General features: G+C 41.4%; 18 protein-coding genes. 8 read left to right on the forward strand and 10 right to left on the reverse strand.

Annotation, left to right across the window (positions count from 1 at the left end; genetic code table 11):
• Positions 1-98 precede the first annotated feature (98 nt).
• Positions 99-569 carry a MarR family winged helix-turn-helix transcriptional regulator gene (locus tag QSH61_RS20080; RefSeq protein WP_206471939.1) on the forward strand — a complete coding sequence of 157 codons (471 nt, stop codon included), beginning with the start codon at positions 99-101 and terminating at the stop codon, positions 567-569.
• Between the two features lie 57 nt (positions 570-626).
• Here the strand turns inward: QSH61_RS20080 and QSH61_RS20085 are convergent, their stop codons facing one another.
• From QSH61_RS20085 to QSH61_RS20095, 3 genes are all read right to left on the reverse strand, one after another.
• Positions 627-3,905 (reverse strand): TonB-dependent receptor, encoded by a 3,279-nt coding sequence (locus tag QSH61_RS20085; protein WP_206471940.1) that lies wholly within the window; start codon positions 3,903-3,905, stop codon positions 627-629.
• A 197-nt stretch (positions 3,906-4,102) separates the two neighbouring features.
• On the reverse strand, positions 4,103-7,225 hold the full coding sequence (locus QSH61_RS20090; protein WP_206471941.1) for a TonB-dependent receptor: 3,123 nt from the start codon (positions 7,223-7,225) through the stop codon (positions 4,103-4,105).
• Positions 7,226-7,261: 36 nt separating this feature from the next.
• Positions 7,262-8,122 (reverse strand): S1/P1 nuclease, encoded by an 861-nt coding sequence (locus QSH61_RS20095; RefSeq protein WP_010605341.1) that lies wholly within the window; start codon positions 8,120-8,122, stop codon positions 7,262-7,264.
• Between the two features lie 378 nt (positions 8,123-8,500).
• On the opposite strand from QSH61_RS20095, the gene QSH61_RS20100 reads away from it, so the two are divergent.
• Together QSH61_RS20100 and QSH61_RS20105 are read left to right on the forward strand one after the other, a co-directional pair.
• Positions 8,501-9,238 (forward strand): PhnD/SsuA/transferrin family substrate-binding protein, encoded by a 738-nt coding sequence (locus tag QSH61_RS20100; RefSeq protein ID WP_010605342.1) that lies wholly within the window; start codon positions 8,501-8,503, stop codon positions 9,236-9,238.
• Complete coding sequence (locus tag QSH61_RS20105; protein WP_206471942.1) at positions 9,228-10,154, forward strand: hypothetical protein; 927 nt, start codon at positions 9,228-9,230, stop codon at positions 10,152-10,154. Before QSH61_RS20100 ends, QSH61_RS20105 begins: the two co-directional genes overlap by 11 nt.
• A 50-nt stretch (positions 10,155-10,204) precedes the next feature.
• Here QSH61_RS20105 and ushA read toward each other — a convergent pair whose 3' ends face one another.
• The 3 genes from ushA to QSH61_RS20120 form a co-directional block, all read right to left on the reverse strand.
• Complete coding sequence (ushA, locus tag QSH61_RS20110; RefSeq protein ID WP_206471943.1) at positions 10,205-11,794, reverse strand: bifunctional UDP-sugar hydrolase/5'-nucleotidase UshA; 1,590 nt, start codon at positions 11,792-11,794, stop codon at positions 10,205-10,207.
• A gap of 63 nt (positions 11,795-11,857) precedes the next feature.
• Positions 11,858-12,049 (reverse strand): hypothetical protein, encoded by a 192-nt coding sequence (locus tag QSH61_RS20115; protein ID WP_010605345.1) that lies wholly within the window; start codon positions 12,047-12,049, stop codon positions 11,858-11,860.
• 102 nt (positions 12,050-12,151) lie between these two features.
• Entirely contained in the window at positions 12,152-12,574 is a 423-nt protein-coding gene (locus tag QSH61_RS20120; RefSeq protein ID WP_206471944.1) for an MAPEG family protein, read from the reverse strand.
• Between the two features lie 117 nt (positions 12,575-12,691).
• Here QSH61_RS20120 and QSH61_RS20125 point away from each other — a divergent pair, with 117 nt between their 5' ends.
• On the forward strand, positions 12,692-15,577 hold the full coding sequence (locus tag QSH61_RS20125; RefSeq protein ID WP_174169268.1) for an insulinase family protein: 2,886 nt from the start codon (positions 12,692-12,694) through the stop codon (positions 15,575-15,577).
• Between the two features lie 118 nt (positions 15,578-15,695).
• Positions 15,696-16,205, forward strand: a complete 510-nt coding sequence (locus tag QSH61_RS20130) for a GNAT family N-acetyltransferase (RefSeq protein ID WP_206471945.1) — start codon at positions 15,696-15,698, stop codon at positions 16,203-16,205.
• On the opposite strand, the gene QSH61_RS20135 is transcribed toward QSH61_RS20130, so the two are convergent.
• From QSH61_RS20135 to QSH61_RS20150, 4 genes are read right to left on the reverse strand one after another with little or no spacing between them, the layout of a single operon-like run.
• Positions 16,200-16,778 carry a PqiC family protein gene (locus tag QSH61_RS20135; RefSeq protein WP_174169266.1) on the reverse strand — a complete coding sequence of 193 codons (579 nt, stop codon included), beginning with the start codon at positions 16,776-16,778 and terminating at the stop codon, positions 16,200-16,202. The genes QSH61_RS20130 and QSH61_RS20135 overlap by 6 nt on opposite strands.
• Positions 16,779-18,434, reverse strand: coding sequence for an intermembrane transport protein PqiB (pqiB, locus tag QSH61_RS20140; RefSeq protein ID WP_102058004.1), 1,656 nt, complete (start codon positions 18,432-18,434; stop codon positions 16,779-16,781).
• Positions 18,431-19,624, reverse strand: a complete 1,194-nt coding sequence (locus QSH61_RS20145; RefSeq protein ID WP_206471946.1) for a PqiA/YebS family transporter subunit — start codon at positions 19,622-19,624, stop codon at positions 18,431-18,433. Before QSH61_RS20145 ends, pqiB begins: the two co-directional genes overlap by 4 nt.
• A 60-nt stretch (positions 19,625-19,684) precedes the next feature.
• A complete protein-coding gene (locus QSH61_RS20150) occupies positions 19,685-20,479 on the reverse strand; it encodes an acyl-CoA thioesterase (RefSeq protein ID WP_206471947.1) in 795 nt (264 codons plus the stop codon).
• Positions 20,480-20,741: 262 nt separating this feature from the next.
• Between QSH61_RS20150 and dnaK the strand changes: the two genes are divergently transcribed.
• From dnaK to ybaK, 3 genes are all read left to right on the forward strand, one after another.
• Positions 20,742-22,664, forward strand: coding sequence for a molecular chaperone DnaK (dnaK, locus tag QSH61_RS20155; RefSeq protein WP_102058005.1), 1,923 nt, complete (start codon positions 20,742-20,744; stop codon positions 22,662-22,664).
• A 153-nt stretch (positions 22,665-22,817) separates the two neighbouring features.
• Complete coding sequence (gene dnaJ, locus QSH61_RS20160; RefSeq protein WP_138580617.1) at positions 22,818-23,954, forward strand: molecular chaperone DnaJ; 1,137 nt, start codon at positions 22,818-22,820, stop codon at positions 23,952-23,954.
• A 138-nt stretch (positions 23,955-24,092) separates the two neighbouring features.
• Positions 24,093-24,551: a Cys-tRNA(Pro) deacylase gene (gene ybaK / locus QSH61_RS20165; RefSeq protein ID WP_102058007.1), complete on the forward strand. Its 459-nt coding sequence runs from the start codon at positions 24,093-24,095 to the stop codon at positions 24,549-24,551.
• The last annotated feature ends 40 nt before the right edge of the window (positions 24,552-24,591 follow it).

Raw genomic sequence — 24,591 nt, forward strand, 5'->3', positions numbered from 1 at the left:
TTGTGTTTTATAGTAAGATACTCTCATGTGAGAGTATTTTCAATGTTTGTCATCTAGTCGCTCTGTAAAGTAATAGTGACAGTTGGGAGTGTGAAATAATGTCTAAAACTGATAAAAAACTGCTGAATATAAACGATTTTTTGCCGTATCAGCTCGTTTCACTGTCAACAAAAGTGAGCAATGACTTTGCGCACGTCTACGAACAAAAGGGAGAATTAACGCAGCCACAATGGCGAGTATTATCTCACGCAATACAGACGGAGGGGCTTACTGCAAAGCACATATGTGAATTGGCAAGCATGGATAAATCAACCGTTTCAAGAGCAATTAAGCAGTTACAAGACAGACAGTTGATCGAGATGTTAGTGAGTCCAAGTGATAAACGTGCAAAAACTATTGCGGTGACAGAGCAAGGAAGAGTGCTTTATCAAGCATTAACGCCGCTTGCATTGGCATGGGAAGCTGAGTTACTTAGTTGTTTTAGCGATGAGCAGAAAGAAAATTTTATTGGGCTGCTAATGACGCTTCAAAATAGACTAGCAAACGGTGATACCAGCAATGCTGATTAATGAAAAAAGGCCAACGGTCGTTGGCCTTTGGGAGATTATCTAATTACGTGTTAGATATTAGAATGTGTAACGAATACCAATTTTAGCTTGCCATGCTGACGCGCCTTTATCGATAGTCGAGTAATTGCGAACATCAGCACCGTTGTAGCGTGGCTCGATGATTAGCTTGCCATCGTCATCTAAACCGCCGAAGTCATAAACGGCTTGGTCAGAGTAACTTAGCTTCTTCTCTACACCCCAGTCACTATTAAGTAGGTTAGCGAAGTTTTCGATCATAAAGTAAAGTTCGCCTTTATGCTCTTTATAGAAACCTGGGATTTCTTGTTTAAAGCTAACATCCATAGTGGTAACCCAAGGCTGAGTTCCCGTATTGCGGTCTAATAGTTGTCCACGCTCAGTTATGCCTGCACGGTTAAGTAAGGCTTCTAGCTGATTCCAAGATAAATCTGACTGTTCCCAGTTTACATTCGCATCATCAGGACCAGATGGGATGTACGCTAGGTATGCAGATGTACCTGCAAAGTCACGGGTATCTCCCAAGTCATAATCATTGTATGAACCCATTGTGTAGCTAAACGGACGGCCAGATCGACGTTCAAAGAACACGTTAAACTTCGACGCATAACCGTCAAAGAATTCAGTGGTGTAGCGCAAGTTAATCTTGAAGCTATGTTCTACTTCGTAGTGACCACGACCTACTAGGTCAACATTACGGCTGTGCGTAGTTGCGTGTTTGTAGTTACCATCTGCTTGAGAAGCGCTACCAGGCGATACATCTTCAACATCTTGATTCGTGTAACTTGCAGAAACGTAAAGACCGTTATCCCACTCTTTAGCAATTGCGGTGCTTAAAATAATAGAACGTGCGTCTTCATCAGCATTGGTCATCATGATGTCATAGTTATCTCTAAGCTCACCAGAGTACTTGTTATCATAGATGATTCGACCAGTTGCAGAGCGCACGATGTTACCGTTCTCATCAAGCTTTGGCGTAATAGAAGTGTTATGCCATACCGCTTCGTCTTGCTTGTTGTGGTAAGCAAGTTCAGCAGTCCACTTGAAGCCATCACCTAGCAGTTCAGAATCAAATTCGTATTCAAACCCAACCTGTGCACGAATGCTTGATGGTAGCTTGAAGTTAGGATCCGTATAAGCTGTGCTGCCAGCACCTTGCTGTAAAGAATCTTGAATTTGCTGAGGCACGCGAGTGAAATCAACTTGATCTACGCCTGCAAAGTAATTATTGATAGCGTCTTGTGTCGCATCAACTTGCGTTAAGCCATCTTTTTGGAATGGGTTGTTAAACCAAACATTTGGAATACCGCCGTGGAAGCGACCAACACCACCATTAATTGTTAATGACTCAGTAGCATAGTATTTAAAGCCAATACGAGGTAGAACGATATCAGCACCATCCAAGTTTTCCTGGTTCGTATAACCATAAGTTTCTTGGAAAGCAGTATTTAATGTAGGCTTGTCACTTGAAGATAAACGCTCATAACGAAGGCCCGCCGTCACTTCAAGGTCATCTGTTAGATAAAACTTATCTTCAATGTAAAGCGCAAGTTGCTCACGCGTTGCATCATAAGCTAAGTCATTGACATCATTAGTATAAGCATTGGCGTAAGAAAATTGGTAGTCATCGTATCTATTTAAAAATAATTTCTTATTTTCAAAGTCTTCAATGCTACCAAACGTCCAACTACCCATCGAACCTTCGCCAAATAGGTTGTAAAGACGTTTGCTCTCATATTGACCACCAAAGTTAATCTCATGGTCGCCCATTAGATAAGTTGCATCAAGTGTAAACGCAAATGTTTCGGTTTCTGATTCATTGGCATGACGATAGATGTTACGGCCAAATTGGAAACCAGCACCACGACCATCGTTTAAGTAAACTTCAATAGTACCTAAATCTGAGTTGGTTACACTGTCATTGGTTACATTTTTATACGCAAGCCCTATCTCTGTAGAGAATTCATCTGACCAGTCTGAGTATAACTTGGCGGCAAAGTTATCGAACTTAGTCGTATAAGTATAACGACTTGAAGCCATAGATATAGTTTCACCACCTGTAGCGAATTCTTTCTCATCCTCTTCATCCTGCCATTGGTAAGTAAAGTCAGCACGATGTAGATCGGAAATGTTCCAGCTAAGCTTAATTAGGACACTATCACTAGTATCTTCAGGGTCACCACCGAATTCATCTTCGATACCATATACATTATTTAGTACAGAAATAAAGCGGTTATAGTCAGATTCACTAACGTCAAACTCATTTGCGGTGCCAGAACCATCAAAACCGTAGTCCAAGTCCATCTCTTGTTTCCAAGAGTTATAGTTAACAAAGTAGAATAACTTGTCTTTGATAATCGCGCCACCGGTACTAAAGCCTAAACGCTTTTCGGTAATGATAGGATCTGTGCTTGCCACTTCGAAAGTCTTGTGACCATCTTCATCAAGAATATTTGAGCCAGCACGGTGGATTACATTACCATCAGCGTCTTTAACATCTTCTTTATATTTGGCGTCGGAAATATTATCTAACTTACCTGCAAGGCTTGGTGTACTTGTCTCATAGAAGCCTGTGAAAGTATATTCATTAGAGCCGGACTTAGTAACCGCATTGATTGTACCACCACCAAAGTTACCTTTTTTAGCAGAAAAAGGTGATGTATCAACTGAGATCTGCTCAATTGCATCAAGTGCCACAGGTGGTTGTGCTGTTGGGTAACCGCCAAAGTTGAGGCCAAAGTCATCATTTTGGCCGATACCGTCAACGGTTAAGCCATTCGTTCTCGGGTTATTACCCGCAATCGTGAGTTCACCATTTCCATTGATGCTGGCAAGCGGATTTAAGCGCGCAATGTCTTTGATGTCATTATTGAAACTAGGTGCATTTTCAATGGTATCAGCACCAAATACGCTGCTTGAACCACCAGCTTGTTGTACCAGCTTATAGCCTGTAACTTCAATTTTTTCGATTTGCTGTAATGGTTGAAGTTGATTATTGATACGGTGAGTGTCGCCTAACTCAAGATAGATATTGTCAAGTTGGGCATCTGAATATTTGTCAGAGTCAAGTACTACTCTGTAAGGTCCGCCAACGCGAAGACCTTTTGCGATAAAAGCACCAGATTCATTAGTAGTGAATGTGCTTATAGTACCAGTTGGTTCGTGAATAACTGTAACTTTAACATTTGCAGCTGCTTCACCGGTTGGGGTGGTGATCTTACCACGCATTGCAGACGATGTATCTGCAGCGTATGCGCTGACTGATACCCCAAGAGCTAATGCAAGTGCGCCGGCCACTCTAGTTAAGCGAACGTTTTTCATTGTTTCATTTCCCGTGTAAGTAGATTATGAGAGTCAGATTTTTAGATGTGTTTAAACAGCATCTAGTACTCCTGTTCTCTAACTATGTTGATTAATTTATAAAGCACAATCATCTGCTGGTTTACGACGTAGCACGGCTAGCTTCTATAGAAGGTAGCCGTGTCGTAAAAGTGATAAATTCAACCAAGACTTATCATCTAGAAGTTATATTTAACGCCAAAACGGATTTCATATAACGATGGTTTAATTTCAAAGTCAGTGCCTGAAGGGTTGTTGAACTTCTCAAACACATATTGACCGTTGTCATTGATAGATGCTGTCACTGCGTTTTGCATTGAGGTACCACGCTCTAAAGTGCCCCAGTCATCGTTAAGTAGATTGCCAACATTCTTTATTACGAAGAATGCAGAACCTTTATGTCCATCAGCAAAACCGCCAAACTCTTGTTCAACTTTTAAATCGAAAGTAACAAACCACTCGCCGTCTTGCGAGTTACGGTCTTGGATCTGCCCACGTGTTAGGCCTTCCTGAGCGACCCATTTGTCGAATGCCTTTTTATCAAATGGAATTACTTCGCCAGTTACTTTGTCTTCAAATGAGCCATATTCAACACGAGCGTCATCAGCTGTTGGTACATAAAGCAAATCACGCTTCTCATCAGCGTAACCAAACATACCCGTGTTATCAAACGTGTATGAATAAGGGTTTGTCATACTTGCCTGTCCGAATAGGCTAAAGCGAGTTTCTAAGCCATCAAATAGTTCAGTTTTATACGATAGAGACATTGTTGCGCGATGTGGTACTTCGTAATCTGAAGTCGCGACTTCTGGGTTTTGCGGATCCGCAGTTGCTATTCTGTGATAGTTCGAAAACGCGACAGAGCTACCCATTGGATGCACATCTTTTGCAACGGTGTATGCATAAGAAAGCGCTAAATCTATACCATTATCAAATGACTTGTTCATGCCAAAAGATAGAACATGGCTATAACCATCATCACCGGACACATTGGTTAGCATTAAGTCTGATTCGCGAGAATGAAGATTATCGTTGTAAATTGGACGGCCATCGGGTGCAGTTTCATCAGATGCCAATGTGATATTCTTGATAACTGCTGAATCTTGTTTATCTGTGTATAAGTAGTCAACACTGAATACATAATCAGATTCAGTAACATAAGTTGCACCTAGTGAAAGCTTCCACTCTGAAGGAATTTCAAAATCAGGGTCAGTTACGTTAGTACTATCATCAGCTCCACCCGCAGAGATAGTATCGTATAATTCTTTAGGAATATCGAAACCAGCTTTACCGTCGCCAACGAACGCAATTGCATTTGGGCCTAGCAACTGAAGGTTTTTCTTGTCTGTTTGGATGTTACGAATACCATCGTTTGAATAGCTGTTTGAGATCCATACATTTGGGTTACCACCAGAGTAAAGGCCTATACCACCACGCAATTCTAGCTGGTCATTGTAAGTCCAGTTAACACCTAAACGCGGTTGTAATAGGTCAACGCCATCCAGATTTTGTTGGTTTGAAAAGCCAAAGCGCTGTTCAAAGTTTGGATTATATGCTGGTACGTCATCACTGGTATACCAGTCATAACGAACGCCTGCCGTGATGGTCATATCGTAATCGATAAAGTCGAACTTATCTTGGAAGTACAACGTATTTAGTGCGTACTTAAATTCACCAGCTGCATCTTCAGGATTATGTGATGAAGCATTGCCATAGTAAACGCGCGCAATGCCATTACTGAGATCTTCAATGCTGCTAAAGCGATATTCACCTTCGTTGTGTTGCACGAACATATTGAATACGTCGAGTTCTTCACGTTCATATCCAAAATATAGCTCATGCTCATCAAGGTAATAGGTACCTGCAAGTTTCAGAGAAAGGTTATCGTACTTTAATTTGTTTGCTTGACGAGAGTCGTCCGGACCTAAGTAAACAGTGACATCATCAACATTTACTTGAAACTCACCAAAACCAGATGCTTGATCTAGTGATAATTGACTGTTATCAAGCTCTGAATAACCAATACGGACTTCGGTCGAAAACACATCGCTCCAATCCGAATAGATTGAAGTAACAAAAGAGTTGAGCTCTGCGCCACGTTCATAGAAGTGGTTCGATAGAGATAGCCTGTCAGAACCAGAATCAGATTGAGACAAAGAAAAGCCATCGTTATAGTTATATACGAAGCTTGCACGATGATCGTCGTTGATGTTCCAGTCTAGTTTTACTAATAGTTTTTCATCTTCTACAGGCATACTTGGGATCATACCGCCTGCATCATAACCATATTTTTCTTGTGTTATTGCAGTAATACGGTCAATGCTCGCCTGACTGATTTTTCCATTTGCAAATGGTGTGTATTCGAAGATCTCTGATCCTTCCAACTTTTCATAGCTGGTAAATAGGAACAGAGAGTCTTTAATCAGCGGTAGGCCAACGTTAAAACCGTAGCGTTTCTCGTCATAATCGCCGATATTTTGCTTTTGACCATCAATTTTATCACCAGATAGCGAATCACTGGTATAGTCAAAAAATAGACCGCCCGTTAATGTGTTTGTACCTGATTTTGTTACGGCATTGATGTTACACGAAGTAAAGCCACCGTATTGAACATCGAATGGGGCAAGTTCTACAGCAACTTGATCAATAGAATCAAAAGAAAAAGGCATCCGCTCCGTTGGGTAACCATTGCTATTTAAGCCAAAGTTATCGTTCATTCGCATACCATCAACAGTTAAGCTGTTGAACCGAGGGTTACCTCCCGCACATAAAATAGCACCTGAACTGCTTTCGTCTACGTAGATTCGAGGGTCAGTACGTACAATATCTTTCAAATCGCGGTTAATTGCAGGCTTATTTTGTAATTCAGCCAGAGAAAAGTGAGATGCGGGGCCTGTTCCACCAGACTGTGCAGTTAAAGGACGGCCAGTTACCACTATTTGCTCAATGTCTTGTAGTGATTGCAGTTGAACTGAAACTGGGTATGTTTTACCTAAAGATAAATAAACATCATCAACTCTAGTATCTTCAAATTTATCAGAGTCAATTATAATTTGGTATGGGCCACCAACGCGAAGGCCTTTTGCAGAGAATACACCGCTTTCATTCACTGTGGCTGTTTTTACGGAGCCTGAAGGGGTATGAATAATTGTTATTTTTGTACCAGCAGCAGGATTACCCATAGGACCTACTACTTGACCTTTTAAGCTAGAAGCTGTGTCGTTTGCGTGTGCAAAGCCGCTTGCAGCTAAACTTGCTGCAATAGCAAGAGACAGCGAAGTTTTGCGTAAAAGAGTATTCATTTTGTTGTTTCCCGTATATTTCAGAACTTACTAAAGTTATTTTATATTCGCAGTATTAGAAGTCTTTTTTAATGCTTCTTTTAATGGCTGCGAGTCCTTATCGAAAATTTGGTTTAATAGGCCGGCTAATCTAATGCCACCTTGTTGCAGCCTAAATTTAACTGTTGGCATATATTTATAAATGTAACCGTAACTTATTTCAGTTTCATTGCTGTTATAAACTTTTTCAGCAATATTATTTGACTCAAGCAACCAATCTGCTGGCGAGCTATCTAAGTATTCAGCAATTATTTCATTATTTGTGGTTTGAATAAAACGTGTGAATTCTGTAAATGAAAGATTTTCATTTTCGATTAATTTGGTGTCCCAAGTGCTGTGTAAGTTTGAATCACTGCCAAAAAACTTTACTTTAATCATGTTACCACCACGGTCTTTACCGCGACCTGCGTGAAATGGTTGGTGGCTGTCACCTACAAGGTGAACTAGGAAACGAAATGCAAAACGCTTTTCATCGATTGACTTAGATTCTGACTTCAGTGTATTGATGGAGTAGTAGATACCGTCTAGGATGTGTTTTACTTTTTCTTTGTCATTCAAATCGGCATGAACATGCTCGTGCATTGCCTTTGGGTTGTCGATATTGATGTAATGCCACTTTGAAGATTGTTTACGCCAAAATGTGCTTGGATCCGAACGCATCTCATCTGCCCAAGTTGAAATCTCAGCCAGAGAATCACCTTCTAATAACGGTTGAATCGCAACGCGAGTCTGATCAGTTAAATGCGCCTCCGCCAATTCGCCAATGATCCTATGACCATTTTGACCCCAGGCATGTGCACTTGACGTCGTTATAGTCATCCCTACAGCGAAAAGTAATGACAAGCTTTTACGTAACATTTGTATCTCTTGTAGAAAAGGGAACAATCTTCCCAACCGAAAAGTGAGGCCAATTGTCCGTATTTTTCAACAAAATAAAAGGACTCAATAAGATTCATAATTTCCTGTCAATAAAGTAATAAATTCATGGCGTTATGATTTATTAGTAAAATTACCTATTGCAATGAGTAAAGAAAATTGATCTAATAGCGGTCAAGAAAGGATAGGTTATTCCAATTAGTGATACATAGTAACATTTTGACTAGTAAATCAACAATTGTATCTTTGTTGTTTATAAGCGCATTATTGTGCTGGATTTTAGGGGCTCGATTAATATCGGCAAAGCCTCTTATTCTTGATCCCGTTGTTCAGTACTCAAATACTTGCAAAACGCGTTCAGTGTCCAATATCAACACTTTAAAAATACATGTTCCGATTAAAAGTCTCGCGTTAGACGTTTTAGTTAGAGCGTGTGAAGATGAAGTGGTCACTAGACAATATGGGCAGGTGAAAGTGTATTGGGGAGGAAGCCTCGCTGAGCAAATAGAGTTTTTAGCTAAGGGAATTGCCGATCTTATTTTAACAAAAGACAATATCATGTCTGCTTTGATGGCTGAATCAACGCATAGTTATAAGCCTGTTATAGGGTACCCGGCTTATTCCGCCTTTTTTATCTCAAACACAGAAAAACCCAAATTATCTAAATCTTATTTCTTAGATAAAAAAATAGGCTTACTAGACTATCCAACAAGTCGCTCTGGTCACATATTACCAAAAAGTGCGTTTAAAGAGTTAGATATCGATATTAATGCGCTCGATATTACCTATTTAAGCTCGCATCAAGCGCTCCGCGATCGTCTAGCTGCTGGCGAAGTTGATATTATTGCCTCCTATTGGTCCGAAGAAGACGAGTTGCGGTTTTCGAAGAATTACATTACGCCAATTGCAAATAATGTTAGCGGCAGTAAATGGTATTTAAAGATGAACAACAATAACACTGATCTAGCTTGTGCAATGCAGGGAATTATTAACCAAGTCGCTCAATTAAGAACATCGAGTTACTTTGATAAGGTAGATCGATACTGGCAATGTGAAGCCTCACCTTATGGCTTTATCGGAGAAGCAGATGGACGTTAGCCAGCGCAATATATCCGTTTTTATTGCTTTGGCGTTATTGTTTAGCGGCATTTTCTACATTTCTCAAAGTATTGAAACTAAGCGGGTTTTGAAGCAACAAAAAGAAGCGGTTGCGCTTCGCGTTGCTATTGATATGAATCGTTTACCTGTCGCAGATCCTTTTCTACATTATGCAGGTAATGAAACTGAGTTAAGAGAATATATAAACTCACTCAATGCTGCGCTAGGCGCTCAAGGTGCCCGTTTAACTGTTCTTGACATTAATACGTCTGGGGCAGGTGAAGGTGAAAAAAGTGAAGTGCTAACATTGTCTGCGCCACACAGAAATTTCTATGTAGCGGTGTCATTAGACGACTCCAAACCGAAATTTACCTATATTTTCCCTCTGATTATGGCGCTTATCGGCGTTGCGGTGTTCAACTGGGTGAGAAGAAAAGGTATTGATGCAAAAGTAAGTTCAAATCAAACACTAGAGAAGTTGCCGGAATTTAAGCTTGTTATTGATTTGTACTCAAAAACAGTAACAACGAATAGAAACAAATTAGTCAGTGTTCAACTAGCCAATAAACCATTATGCTTTTATTTGGCACTTGTTGAGTTTTGCGAGGTAAACTCTGACACTATTCTCAACCAAAACAAAGAGATGCCAAAAGAGTTATTGGATCTCGCGGATAAATACTTTTATCGTTTAGTTGAGCTTGGTCATACTATAAGAAAACGGCCAAACTTCACCAATAGTTTAGAAAAAACACTAAGTGAAATTAGAGCTGCACTAGACGAAGTATTAGACGCATTCCCAGAAAAAAAGGTGCTGTTTTATCCGCCAAAAGCACACGGAGAAGGGTCTCGTTCCAAATTACATAGTTATGGACTGAGCGGAGTGAAAAAGTCTGATGTTGATATTATTGGTAAATAGAGCAGGTGTCAGTAAAGCGGTGAGTCACACCGCTTTACTGGATTGTCTTTCTATAAATCGATAGCTTTTATTGGACTATTCTTTTGGAAGTAATCTTTTAGAACCTGTGCATCAGTTAGATCTGTAGCAGTATATTCAGGAAGATGATTAATCTTTGGATAGCCATCACCACCAGATGCATTATAGCTATTCACACTCATACGATAGGTCTTATCGTTGGTTAATGGCTCGCCCGCAATGCTAATATTGGTTACCTTATCATTCTTGATATCAAACTTAATATGGTGGAACTGTAAGTAAGCACCAGAGTCAGGCGGGAATTTAGCAACAATGTTTAAGTAATTAATAAGATCTCTGGCCTTCCAGTCTATGTAAGTAATACGATTTTTAAAAGGGTGAACTTTCAGTACATCTTTGTAGCTGACATCACCTTGTTCTATGCTATCTCGGATCCCGCCGCCGCTGATAATGCCAAAGTCAGCTTCGACAGCTGCCATTTGCGCATTAATGATAAGATCTGCGAGGTTGCTTTGCTTAAATCTCACTGTACTGCGACGACCATCTAAAAAACTATCAACGTATCCTACTGCACCAGCAATTTGCGCTTGTCCTTTTTCTTGAAAAGGCTTCAAAAAAGCAAGCATTTGCGGATCTTCTTGAATCGTTTCACCAATCACAAAGCCAGCTTTATCTTTTAAGTTTACAGGGATTAAGTTATAGCTAATCAAGGTTTTTGTATCACCATCAATTCTAAATACGGCTTTACCCACATACTTACCCCACTCATGTGCTTGCATAATCCAAACACCATTTTGATTATCTGGTTTACATGTTTTGCCAGGAGCGAATGACGTATCCTCGTTACCATTGTCGTCGACACAGACAGGTTCTTGAGAATGTCCACCGACTATCAAATCAAGCATACCTTTAGGAAGTCGGCGCGCAAGTGTTACATCACCGGGCGCATTGATACCATGATTAGCACCGTGATAGTGGCCCATATGTGTGACAGCAATCATCACATCTGGGTGATATTTGGCTTTGATCTTAGGAACCCAGTTTTCTGTGGCTGTTAAAGGCTCAATAAAAGTAAGGCCATGAACATGTTTTGGATTGGCAATTTTAACAGTATCAATTGTCGTAAGCCCAAGGACAGCAATGGTCAATCCTGCACGTTCAATAATTGTGTAAGGCTCGTATGCTGGCATTTGATTTGTATTATCAAGAATATTTGCTGACAGTACTGGGAAGCTTGCCCACTCAATTTGTTTGGCTAGTACATCTCGAGTGTTATCAAATTCATGGTTACCAATTGCCATGGCATCGTAACCGAGTTTACTCATTCCCTTAAAATCAGGTTCGGCAAACTGTAAATCAGATTCTGGTACACCGGTGTTTATATCGCCTCCAGAAAGCAATATAACGGCATGTCCTGCTTTTTCGGCATCGCTCTTTAATTGGTCAATTAAGGTTTTTCTGGCAGCCATACCATATTCACCTTTTTCATTTTGCCAAAAACGACCATGATTATCGTTGGTGTGTAATACGGTTAGGTATTCTGCTTGTTGCGACTGCTTAGGAGAGGAAAAATGGCATGCTGATAATAGCAAAGCGGTTGAAAGAATAAGTAAGTTGCGCATAATTTAGAAGCTATTTGATAAATTATGCGCGTATTCTAGATCATTATAATTATTTTAATAGTGCTAACACTCAAAATTGCTATATTTTCTGGCGTTTTGTGCCACCGCAGATACTCTTCTGTCCAGTTCAAACTTTGCTAACTCACATTTTGCATGGTCTGTTTCTATCATCCAGTTTAAAAAGCTAGCTGGCAGCGTGGAGTACGGTTCTCCAGCATGAAGTCCAAAATCGCAGATATCATTATCCTGTTTCATCTATGTGCCCCTGTTGTTCTTTTTGCCATCGCCATGCTAACAAATTGACTCAGAGATTAAAGAACAATTAGTTAAAACGGATGGCATTTTTATCGTTTTTGGTTATATAAGTGTTAAAAGTAATGTGATCCACTGCAACACAATGAACGCACATCCAGCAAGGTAGAGGCGAAAACGCGTTCTAATATGATTACTGCCGATATGAACATAGGCATGTGCAATACGGCTAATTACAAACAGTAAGGCGAAAATGCTGAACCACCAGGTGACAAGTTTCATTGCGAGTGCGGCGAGAGAAACAACAAAAAACAACATGGGAATTTCGAACTGATTGGTAAAGTTTCGGGAAGCCAGAATGACTTTTTCAGGCGCATTGTCGAGCGCCATGGTTTTGAACTGATCAAACTGGATCTGTTTTTCTCGTGCCGCTTTAAATCGACGTTTACCCATAATGACCATGATGACTAAGGTCAGCAGAGTTTGTAAAAATAGTGCGGCGAGCAGTAAATAAGTGGATGTTGGCATAGGCTCCTCAGTTTACGAAGTGTTACAAAACAAAAAATTTCTATATTGCAAAAGCTTAGTTGAATGACGATGATAGTCTGGTTCCAAAAAGTAATTATCACAATAATGGATTGTTTTATGAAAAAGCTATTCGCAATTAGCACACTTACCTTAGCAGTTTTGACTGGATGTGGTACAACTTCTTCACTTAATCATTCAGGCACGACTGAGAATCTTCTTTCAGAGCAACTGGTTGTAAGTCCTAATGATGATAGGCAATATCAAACGTTAACCTTAGAAAATGGCATTGAAGTTATTTTGGTATCAGATCCATCTGTATCGAAATCAGCGGCCGCGCTGAGTGTTGGCGTTGGTCTACTACACGATCCGATGTCACAGCAGGGCATGGCGCATTATCTTGAACATATGTTGTTCCTTGGCACAGAAAAGTATCCAGACAGCAAAGGTTATTCTGAGTTCATGACCAAAAACGGTGGGGCACACAATGCTTACACTTGGTTGGATATTACCAATTATATGTTCAAAGTGAACAATGATGCCTATGACGAGGCGTTAGACAGGTTCTCCGATTTCTTTAAATCTCCAAAGCTCTACCCTGAGTACACGGAAAAAGAAAAAAATGCAGTGAATGCTGAGTGGTCTATGCGTCGTGAAATGGACTTTTTTGGTCAATTTAAACTTGCACGAAACATGATGGGAGAACATCCTGCTAACCGTTTCCTTATAGGTAATCTAGAAACGTTAGGGGATAAAGAAGGAAGCAAGCTACATCAAGAGACTGTTGCTTTCTATGATAAGTACTACTCTGCGAATATCATGAAGTTAGCCATGATTTCTAATGAGCCGATTGAGCAGATGGTGGTAAAAGCGAAAAAGCACTTTACGACAATTAAGAATAAGAACATCGAGAAGCCACAGGTCAAGCAATCGCTTAACTTCGATAATGTTGGACAAAAGTTGGTCCATTATAAACCGAATGAAGACGTAAAGACTCTACAGCTTGATTTTACTATCAAGAACAACGCCAATGCGTTTGCGGTTAAGCCGAACTATTTCATTACTTATCTGCTAAGTAATGAAATGGCGGGTAGCCCCGCTCAAGTTCTAAAAGATAAAGGTTTAATCTCATCGTTAAGTGCATTCGCGACTCCAAATAGTTATGGCAACTACGGGACGTTGCAGATTGATATTCAGCTAACCGATGAAGGCCTAAAGCAACGTGAGTTAATCACAGGTACAGTACTGGATTATATCGATATGATCCGTGATAAAGGAGTCGATAGCCGTTACTTCAAGGAAATCCAAACGTCGCTAAATAATCAATTTAGGTTTTTAGAAAAAGGCGATGAGTTTGGTTACGTTAGTAACCTTGCAGATAGCATGCAGCATTACCCAATGAACCATGCTATCAATGCAAGCTACTACTACGCGCAGTTTGATGCTGATGCAGTTAAGGCTGTATTGAAGCAACTTACACCTGAGCAAATGCGGGTATGGTATATCAGTAAAGGTGAGCCTACCGACGCAAAACTGCACTTCTATGATGGTGAATATCAGATCGTAGACTTAAAGCGTAGCGATTTTGATAAATGGAAAGAAGAGGCAAATTTCGATTTAGCACTTCCTAGTGTAAATACCTTGCTACCTGAAAACTTCGCACTGAAAACATCTGCGGATGATGCGAAAAAGGGCGTTCAGAAGGTTATTGATACTGATGGGGTAACGGTTTGGCATGCCGCGAGTGAGCGCTTCTACCAGCAGCCTAAAGGCAGTCTGAAAATCTACTTGAATAACCCAAGTGCATTAAAAGACATCAAAACTGAGGTTGCACTGTCGATTTGGGCCGATCTATACCGGCTGGATAAAGCAAAACTGATGACGGAAGCGAGTATCGCTGGTATGCACCTTGGCTTGACCCCAGCAAATGGGGTAATGCTAGATATTTCAGGTTTTACTGATAAACAAGCATTATTGCTAAAAGATGCGCTCTCAGGTGTTCGTGTAGAAACGAATAAACGCGCATTTGATCAGGCTGTTGATCGTTACGTGCGTGGCATTAAAAACCAAGAAAAAGAATTCCCATTCAGACAAGCTTTTGGTGTATATCAAAAACTTATCCGTTCAGGAAGCTATGATGATTCTGCATTGATATCAGCAGCTAAGTCTTTGACTTTGGCCGATCTAGATAAAGTGCAAAATCAAATTTTAACGAATAACCAAGTTCGCGTTTTTGCTTATGGCAACTACGATAAAACGGACTTGCAAACAGTAAAAGAGACGCTTGATAATGCGTTGCCTAAACGCCAAAAAGTGACCAAGTACGCGCGAGCTAAATATTGGCAGCCAGAGCAAAAGCAGACAATCGTATGGCAGCAAGACATTGACGTTGCTGATGTTGCCGTAATCGATTTTGCAGTGCACCCAGTCAAAGGTTATGCACAAAAGGCGGCGGCGATGGTGCTTCAAGGGCACTTAAGAACAGCGGCATTTGAACGTCTGAGAACCGAAGAGCAGTTAGCGTATGCGGTTGGTGCAACCAGCGTTGCTATTGACGAATATTCAGCGCTAGGCTTCTATATTCAAACACCGGTAAAAGATGCTAAGAGTATGCAAGCTCGCTTTGACGCGTATAAAGATGAATATGCTAAAGACTTAGCAGCGTTAGATCAGGCAACGTTCGAGCAGTTAAAAAATGCAGTGTTAGTCTCATTAACCGAAGAGCCAAAAAATCTTTCTGAAGAACTACAACCGTTATTGGGCGATTGGTTCAAAGAAAATATGGCGTTTGACTCCGAAGCTAAGCTAATTGCTGCAGTTGAAGCGGTCACATTAGAAGATATTAAAGCGTACTATCAGCAAACTGTAATGAACACCGATGCTGCTAGATTAAATATTCAATTACGTGGCGCCAAGTTCCAAGCTGAACCGTTTGCAGATCTACCGAAGCAAACTAAGCTGGATTCAGTTGAACAGATGTATAAAAACGTGAAATTCCAACAATAATCAGTCGGTATTTCAGTGATGATTAAAAGCTGGGAAAATTCGTTTCCCAGCTTTTTTATTAGCTTTTGCAAATGCTAAAGTATAAACGGAAATTAATTACAGTATTTTCGGAGACTAGATGGTGATTGTGACGGGAGAAAAGATCTTTTTAAGAAAGGCAAATTTAAATGATGCGGGGTTTTTACTCAGGCTTTTGAATCAAAAAAGTTTTATCGATAACATTCGGGATAAAGGCATAAAAACACAAAAGCAAGCTGAGGAGCATATCGAGCAAGCTTACCTAATTCCTTATCAAATCGGTACGCCAGCGCCTTACGTTGTTGCTGAACTTAGTAGCAATACGAGCATCGGAGTCTGTGGCTTATATCAAAGACCTTTTTTTAATATTCCAGACTTAGGTTACGCGTTTTTAGATGATTTTACTGGGAAGGGTTATGCTTCCGAGGCTGCCAAATTGCTAATGCAATATGTTAAATCAGAAGGGAATCACCCTAAGCTGAGCGCTATCGCGCTAGAAAGTAATGCAGCTAGCATAAGCCTGCTTTACAAAGTGGGATTTAGTCGTATTGGTAAAATAATAATTGATAACGATTTAACACCTGTGGTGGTGTTTGATTGTCAATTATAATTGTTGACTTATTTGTGTCGTTAGTTGAGTAAAGTTTCTCTGATGTGCCGCAACCAGAGCGCTAAAGCCATCCTGATCAAGAGCTGTTTCAAATTGGAATGGTTGCACTTGAGTTAGTTGATAGCTCCCTTTTGTGTATTGATAAAGGTACCAAGTCCCGCTCATCACAGCACCTTTTTCAAAGTGCCCTGCAAACTCATTAATTTCTACAACGAGGCGTTGGTGCTCTTGCGCATTGCGATAAAATTTATCGCTTTTAATTGCAGTAGCTTTGTTGGTTCCATTTAGTGCGTTTACTAAGTTCCATGTCAACATATCGGCGGGGGGTTGGGCCCAAAAATGGAAATTAGCGATGTTTACTCTATTGTCTCGCTGAAATTGCACCAAGGCTTGTTGATCAAACAGTTCGATTAACTGCACTTTATCAATCAGTAGTACACGATTGAGCTCAACTTGCTTTTCGCCTGCGACATTATTTGCTTCTAACTGATAATAACTAACCGGTTGGGATGGATTAGTTATACATCCTGTTAAACAAAATAGAAGCAAAAATATCACAGAGCCAGTCTTCATTTATTTTTTCCTTGGGAGCGGATCCGCGCCACTTTCTTTATTAAAAATAAGCATATTCGGCTGCTCATTCAGCCCTTTAGAAATAGGCTTTAAGCGATTGGACAGGCTTTCAAGCTCCTCAAGGGTATTACTAAGTTGATCCATGACACCTGAGCCTTTTTGGTACTGCGTCATAGTTTGTTCAAATTGCTTTAAGCTTGATGTGAGCTGGCTTAATGTATCTTTTAAGTTCGTTAAATTGCCGCCAACCTTGTCTGTTATCTTGTTGTTATTGATAGACTCTACGAGTTGATTCATTTCCATTGCTAGTAACCTGTGTTGCTGAAGGGCGCCTTCTAGTTCCTTAACAGTTGTTTCAAGAGGTAACCCATTTAACTTGTTCAGTAAGCTTGTGACCTGTTCAGAAAGTGCTGTAATACCGCTCGGAACGCTGGGTAATACCGGGTAAATAGTCGTTTTGTTTGAACTAACGACTTCTGCACTTGGATAAAAGTCTAACTCTATATATACCGCACCTGTTAATAAATTGCCACTTTTTAGTGACGCCCTAAGGCCGTTACTAATCCATTTGTCTATGTTTTCTGACCAATATGTTTGAGCAAGTTGCGCATCTTCGTAAATGCGTCCGTACTCAATTTTAACCAATACAGGCACAGAGGTGTTATTTTGTTGAAAGTATAAAGGTCTATCATCGCTAACACCAGTCGCTGGTACCTGCTCTATTGTGCCAATCCGCATCCCGCGGTATTCGATTGGTGCACCAGCTCGAAGTCCTCGAATTGATTGCTCAAACTCAATAAGATAATAATCGAAGTGATCAAAGCGTTGCTCTAAGGCCATTGCGAAATTTTTGTGCAAGGCGAAGGTTTTATTTTCGAGTGCTTCTTTGCCACTTGGCATGGTTGGTGGATAGTCTACAGAAATTCCGCCTTTAACCATTTTGGCAAGAGATCCTGTCGACACTTCAACACCTTCCGTTGACAGCTTAAAATCAATGCCGGAACTAATCCAAAAAATAGCGTTGTCTGTGATAAGCGTATCGTATGGAGAATAGATAAAAATACCGTACTCCATTTTTAAGCTTTCGACGCTAAAATGTGCAGACTCAACCTGACCCACTTTATAGTTGCGGAAAAATATACTGGAGCCAACGTCTAACACTTCAGCATCTGAAGCCACGAGTTGATAGCGTTTTCCTTGCACTTCTGAGCCGATTAATGCAGGTTCATCCATTAAGGTGAATATGCTCGAACGTGCTTTCGCTTCACCGGGGGATAGCTCTATATACACTCCAGAGAGTAGTGTATTCATGCCTGATATTCCGGATTCGTCAATTCGAGGTTTAACTACCCAAAACGATGAATCTTCAGCTAATAAATCACGATAGGGCTGTAAAATCCTAACTTTCGCAACCACTGCATTTTGCGCTAATTCAAGCTTTAATGACTCGACTAACCCGACCTTAACGCTTTTTACTCTCACCTCAGTTTTGCCTGCAATTATGCCATCTGCGTCAGTCATTTTTATAAAAATAGTGTGGCCTTTATTTGCCTGATGTTGATATAACATCCAGCCTGTGATGAGCAACGCGATAATTGGAATAATCCAAATCACTGAAAATTTTGGTTTGTCTTCTATATCGGCTTGAGTAGTCATTGACTATTTTTATCCCACAATAATCTCGGATCAAAACTATTAACGGCTGCAATTTGGCAAAGCACCATCAAAGTAAAAAACACGATACCAATTTCCGGCTCGACATTTAGCACCGTACCAAGTTGTACCAAAGACACTAAGATTATCACCACAAACACATCTATCATCGACCAGCGACCAATAAATTCGAGCAAGCGGTACACTTTTGTTGCTGTGATTGGGTCTTTGGGCTTCTTAACTCGTATTAGTAAGTAACTCAATAGTAACGCTTTTGCGATAGGAATACATATACTTGCTAGAAAAATAAGTGTTGCTACGGGATAAGAGCCGGCTTCCCAAAGCACTTGAACGCCGGAAAAAATCGTTGCAGGTGTATGAAGCCCAAGACTGATGGTATCCATGATGGGCAGAAAATTAGCAGGTACAAGTAGCACGACGCTGGTGAGCATCCAAGCTAAGCTTTTTTGCGTTGATTGAGATTTGCGGTATTTTAGTTTGGCGTAGCAACGCTGGCACTTTTCGCCTTCACCTAAAAAGCCACAAACCTTGCAACGTTTTAGCGTGGTAGATAAATTCTTTGGTTCGGCCAAGTGACGATTACATTGAGTCTGATTACGCCACATATACTCGTGATCAAAAAGTGAGAGGGCTTCAATAAAACACAAAACGAACAAAATATAGGCCCAAAATCCAAGGCCCATTTCCAATTCAGCGAAAGACATTAATTTAAAAGCGCTTACGAGCACGGCTACTAAAAATATATCGGTGAGATTAAGCGGTTTTAGTGCTGAGAGTAATTTTGCTAAATGCCGAGCATTGTGCGCATTGATGATTTGCCAATACTCGGTGTGTGCAAGCAGTAGCAATGAGCATACGGCAACAGGCATGACTAAAATAGTGAAGGCAAATAATCCAGCGAGAAAATAGCTGTAATGCTCAGCTAACAATATGAGTGCTTGCCAGAGGCTTACAACTTGAGTGATACCGTGTTGTGTGTAGGAGATAAAGTCTGGAAATAAGCTTGCGAATAAAAATAGTAACGCAGAAAAGCTGAAGGCTTGTACTAATTGGTTTTGGTGTCCTTGTACATGACACAACACGCACCGACAGTTTGGGCACACCGCACGCTTTTGGGACTCGATAGAGTCTATTTCAACAAGCGTATCGCATTCAGGGCAAGCTGTAATCACATAAAAATCCGTTGATTTCCTTTTATGCTAGTTTGCTTGATGCGCCCAAATTTATCAATGTTAATCAAATACCGCGACGGTTTGGCGACTTAGGGCGAGCAGCTTGCCATTTTGTGACCAAATTTTTGCATCTTCAATACCATAACCATTTTGGCTATGGTGAGTCACGGCTTCAAAGCCAAGCCAAGACTCTGAGTCGAGTGAAATATCACACAAAAATTCTATGTACCAAGACATACTGCTGGCGGGGCTTGGTGCTTTACACATCTGGAGTAATGTTGGCGGCCATGAGTCAGCAAGTGCCAGTGTATGTAGTTCGCTTACCGATGTAGTTTGTGCTTTAAATCGCATCCAGCCACCCAGATTTGAAGATGGTGCGCCGGAAAATGGCAAAGCGCCTTGCTGAGCATTGAGCGCGACATGTTGGAAAAATGCAGGCATCACATCTTCTTGATATGGAAGAACAGCCTTTGGATTGACATCTGAAAGAGTAGGGCTATCCGCATTTGCAACTTGGATAGCAGATTCTCTATCCTTGCCAAAGCACCCGATAGCAATAAGACAAACTTCGCCTGACTGGATCAGTTGAGTTTGCATTTGGGTTGCATTTTTGCCGCTACGCAAAATGGTTGTTGCAACGGTAAATGGTGCGCCTTCTAGCAGTGGTCCGACAAAATTTACGCTCACAGAGAGCAGTCGACGAGGCTCTGTCAGTTGATGCTTCATGCTTTGCACCGCGATTGCCGCAGACAATCCGCCAAACGCAGTGCGGCCTTGACACCAACTTGCAGGAAACGTCATTTGTGTTTGCGCTTGCTGTAAATGCTCCGACTGAATAATTTCATCAAATGTCATGTTGTCATTTCTCATTATTTATTATGTTGCACTTAGCATAACTGGTCTAACCAGGTAATCAAGCGTCAAATACAGCGTATTTTCTTCTTCACTTGTTTCAAAATAAGCAATTAAGGGTGATTTTTTGACCGAAACGTTCGAAAAGCAAAAAAATTTCAAATTTTTTCATTTTTTTTTAGTTGTGACGCTTGAATTACAAATTGGCGGCCCTATTTATCAAAGCAACTAACTGAACAACGAATTTTGAAGTCGGAGATGATTCATGGGTAAAATTATTGGAATCGATTTAGGTACTACTAACTCTTGCGTAGCGGTACTTGATGGTGACAAGCCGCGCGTTATTGAAAATGCTGAGGGCGACCGCACAACTCCTTCTGTTATTGCATTTACAGATGATGGTGAAACACTAGTAGGTCAGCCAGCAAAACGCCAGGCCGTGACTAACCCTAAAAATACACTTTATGCTATCAAGCGTCTAATTGGTCGTCGTTTTGAAGATGAAGAAGTACAGCGTGACCTTAGCATCATGCCTTTCAACATCGTAAAAGCGGACAACGGCGACGCTTGGGTTGAAGTACGTGGGGAGAAAAGAGCTGCACCTCAGATCTCAGCTGAAGTTCTTAAGAAAATGAAGAAAACAGCTGAAGACTTCCTTGGTGAGCCAGTAACTGAAGCAGTTATTACAGTTCCTGCATATTTCAACGATTCACAGCGTCAAGCAACAAAAGATGCTGGTCGTATCGCAGGTCTTGAAGTTAAGCGTATTATCAATGAGCCGACAGCAGCAGCACTTGCCTACGGCATGGATAAGAAGCAAGGCGACAACGTTGTTGCAGTATACGACTTAGGTGGTGGTACATTCGATATCTCAATCATCGAGATTGATGAAGTTGAAGGCGAGCACACCTTTGAAGTACTAGCAACTAACGGTGACACTCACCTAGGTGGTGAAGACTTTGATAACCGCGTTATCAACTACCTAGTTGCAGAATTTAAGAAAGACCAAGGCATCGACCTAAAAACCGACCCGCTAGCGATGCAGCGTGTTAAGGAAGCGGCTGAGAAAGCGAAGATCGAGTTGTCTTCAGCACAGCAAACTGAGGTAAATCTACCTTACGTTACTGCTGATGCAACAGGTCCTAAGCACATGAACGTTAAGCTAACTCGTGCAAAACTTGAGTCACTAGTTGAAGACTTAGTTGCGCAATCAATCGAGCCACTAAAACGTGCACTTGCTGATGCAGACCTTTCTGTAAACGACGTAAATGACATCATCCTAGTTGGTGGTCAAACACGTATGCCACTGGTACAGAAAACAGTAGCTGAATTCTTTGGCAAAGAGCCACGTAAAGACGTTAACCCTGATGAAGCGGTAGCCGTTGGTGCGGCGGTTCAAGGTGGTGTACTTGCGGGTGACGTGAAAGACGTACTACTACTCGACGTTTGTCCTCTGTCTCTAGGTATTGAGACTATGGGTCAGGTAATGACTGCGTTAATTGAGAAAAACACGACTATTCCAACCAAGAAGTCGCAAACTTTCTCGACAGCAGAAGACAATCAGTCTGCAGTAACAATTCACGTACTACAGGGTGAGCGTAAGCGTTCAAGCGATAACAAGTCTCTAGGTCAATTCAACCTAGAAGGTATTCGCCCAGCGCAGCGCGGTGTGCCACAAATCGAAGTTACTTTTGATGTGGATGCTGATGGTATCTTACATGTGTCTGCGAAAGACAAGGACACAGGTAAAGAGCAGAAGATCACAATCCAAGCTTCTTCAGGTCTAAGCGACGATGAAGTTGAAAAAATGGTACGTGATGCAGAAGCAAACGCAGAAGAAGATAAAAAGTTTGAAGAACTAGTTGGCGCTCGTAACCAAGCTGATGCACTTGTTCATGCTACACGCAAGCAAGTTGAAGAAGCGGGTGACGACCTTCCAGCTGATGACAAGACAGCAATTGAAGCTGCACTTGGCGAGCTAGAAGCAGCAATCAAGAGTGATAGCAAAGACGAAATTGATGCTAAGACACAAGCACTAGCAGAGAAATCGCAAAAGCTTATGGAAATCGCTCAAGCAAAAGCGCAAGCTCAACAAGCTGGCGGTGACGCAGGTGCCCAACAAGGTTCAGCGAAAAAAGACGACGACGTAGTTGACGCTGAATTTGAAGAAGTTAAAGACGACAAGTAATTGTAGGTCTTGAGTGAGGGCGCGCTGGCTGTATGGCTTGTCGCGCCCTACGTGTTTATAAATTAGACTGTTGTCTGGCATTAATTTGCGAGTGACAGGGCTCGGCAGAGTTTGCAACGATGTAAGTTGCCAAGAAAGAGTAGTGTGATAAAAATGTCTAAACCTGACTATTATGAAGTATTAGGTGTTGCGAGAGACGCCAGTGAACGTGACATTAAAAAGGCGTATAAACGCCTTGCAATGAAATATCACCCTGATCGTACTGCTGGTAACGCTGAACTCGAAGCGAAATTCAAAGAAGTAAAAGAAGCTTACGAGATATTGACTGATAGTCAAAAACGCCAGATGTATGATCAATACGGCCATGCAGCTTTCGAACAAGGTGGTGGTGCTGGTCATGGTGGATTTGGCGGCGCTGGCGACTTCGGCGATATTTTTGGGGACGTATTTGGTGATATTTTTGGTGGTGGCGGTGGTCGTCGTCAATCAAGACAACAGCGTGGTGCAGATTTAAGATATAACTTAGAGTTAAGTCTTGAAGAGGCTGTACGTGGGAAGGAAGTGGATATCCAAGTACCAACTTGGGTGAGTTGTAAACCATGTGACGGCAGTGGTGCAAAAGCAGGTTCTAAGCCTAAAACTTGTACAACCTGTCATGGTGCAGGTCAAGTACAAATGCGCCAAGGCTTCTTTGCAGTACAGCAAACTTGTCCAACTTGCCAGGGCACAGGTCAGATCATTTCAGACCCATGTAACAGCTGTCACGGACAAGGCCGTGTAGAGAAAACGAAGACACTTAACGTTAAGATCCCAGCAGGGGTTGATACGGGTGATAGAGTACGTTTGTCTGGCGAAGGTGAAGCGGGTGCGCATGGTGCTCCAGCTGGCGACCTGTACGTACAAGTGAGTGTAAAAGAGCATCCAATCTTCGTACGTGACGGCAACAATTTGTACTGTGAAGTGCCAATTAGCTTCACAACGGCAGCACTCGGTGGTGAGATTGAAGTGCCGACCCTAGATGGCCGCGCAAAACTGAAGATTCCATCGGAAAGTCAAACTGGCAAAATGTTCCGTATGCGTGGTAAAGGCGTGAAATCTGTGCGTAGCGGTGCAGTAGGCGACTTAATTTGTAAAGTTGTCCTTGAGACGCCAGTAAACTTAAACGAGCGCCAAAAAGAGCTTCTGCAAGAGTTTGAAGAGTCTATGGGTGAAAACAACGGTAAGAACCGTCCTAAGGCACAAGGCTTTTTTGACGGTGTTAAGAAGTTCTTTGATGACTTAACTAAGTAACTTAAGCTTATTGAAAATGCCCGCTGCGATAGCGGGCATTTTTGTTTTGACGGATGATGGGTCTCATCGTAAGGCGATAGCATAAGCGTTTGTTTCTTGGTATAACAGAAATCAACATCTGCTTAAAAGGAGTTTGTAATGACACCGGCAATTAACCTACTTAAAAAGGCGAAAGTGGCGTTCCAAGTGCTGCAATTTGAGCACGACCCTAACGATCACGACTTTGCTAATGAAGCAGCGAAAAAGCTCAACCTAGACCGAGAAAAAGTATTTAAAACCCTGCTGATTGACGTTGATGGTAAATTGTATGTAGCCGTTTCTCCCGCCACGCAACAAGTGGATTTAAAAGCCTTTGCTAAAGCGTGTATGGGGAAAAAAGCACAGCTTGCAGATCAACAAAACGCGCAAAAGGTAACTGGTTATTTAATTGGCGGTATAAGCCCGTTTGCGCAGAAAAAGCAGCTGCCCACGTTACTTCACGAGAGTGCTTTAGCATTTGAGCAAATTTATGTTAGTGCGGGCAAGCGGGGAGTTGAAGTCGTTGTTTCACCTGCTACGGTAGAGCAGCTATGCAAAGCAAAAATCGCACTGTTTTAATGGCAGTGCTGGTTTTAAAAACCATCTTTATTATAGATAA

The sequence above is a fragment of the Pseudoalteromonas sp. JC3 genome (assembly GCF_030291895.1).
Taxonomy (GTDB): domain Bacteria; phylum Pseudomonadota; class Gammaproteobacteria; order Enterobacterales; family Alteromonadaceae; genus Pseudoalteromonas.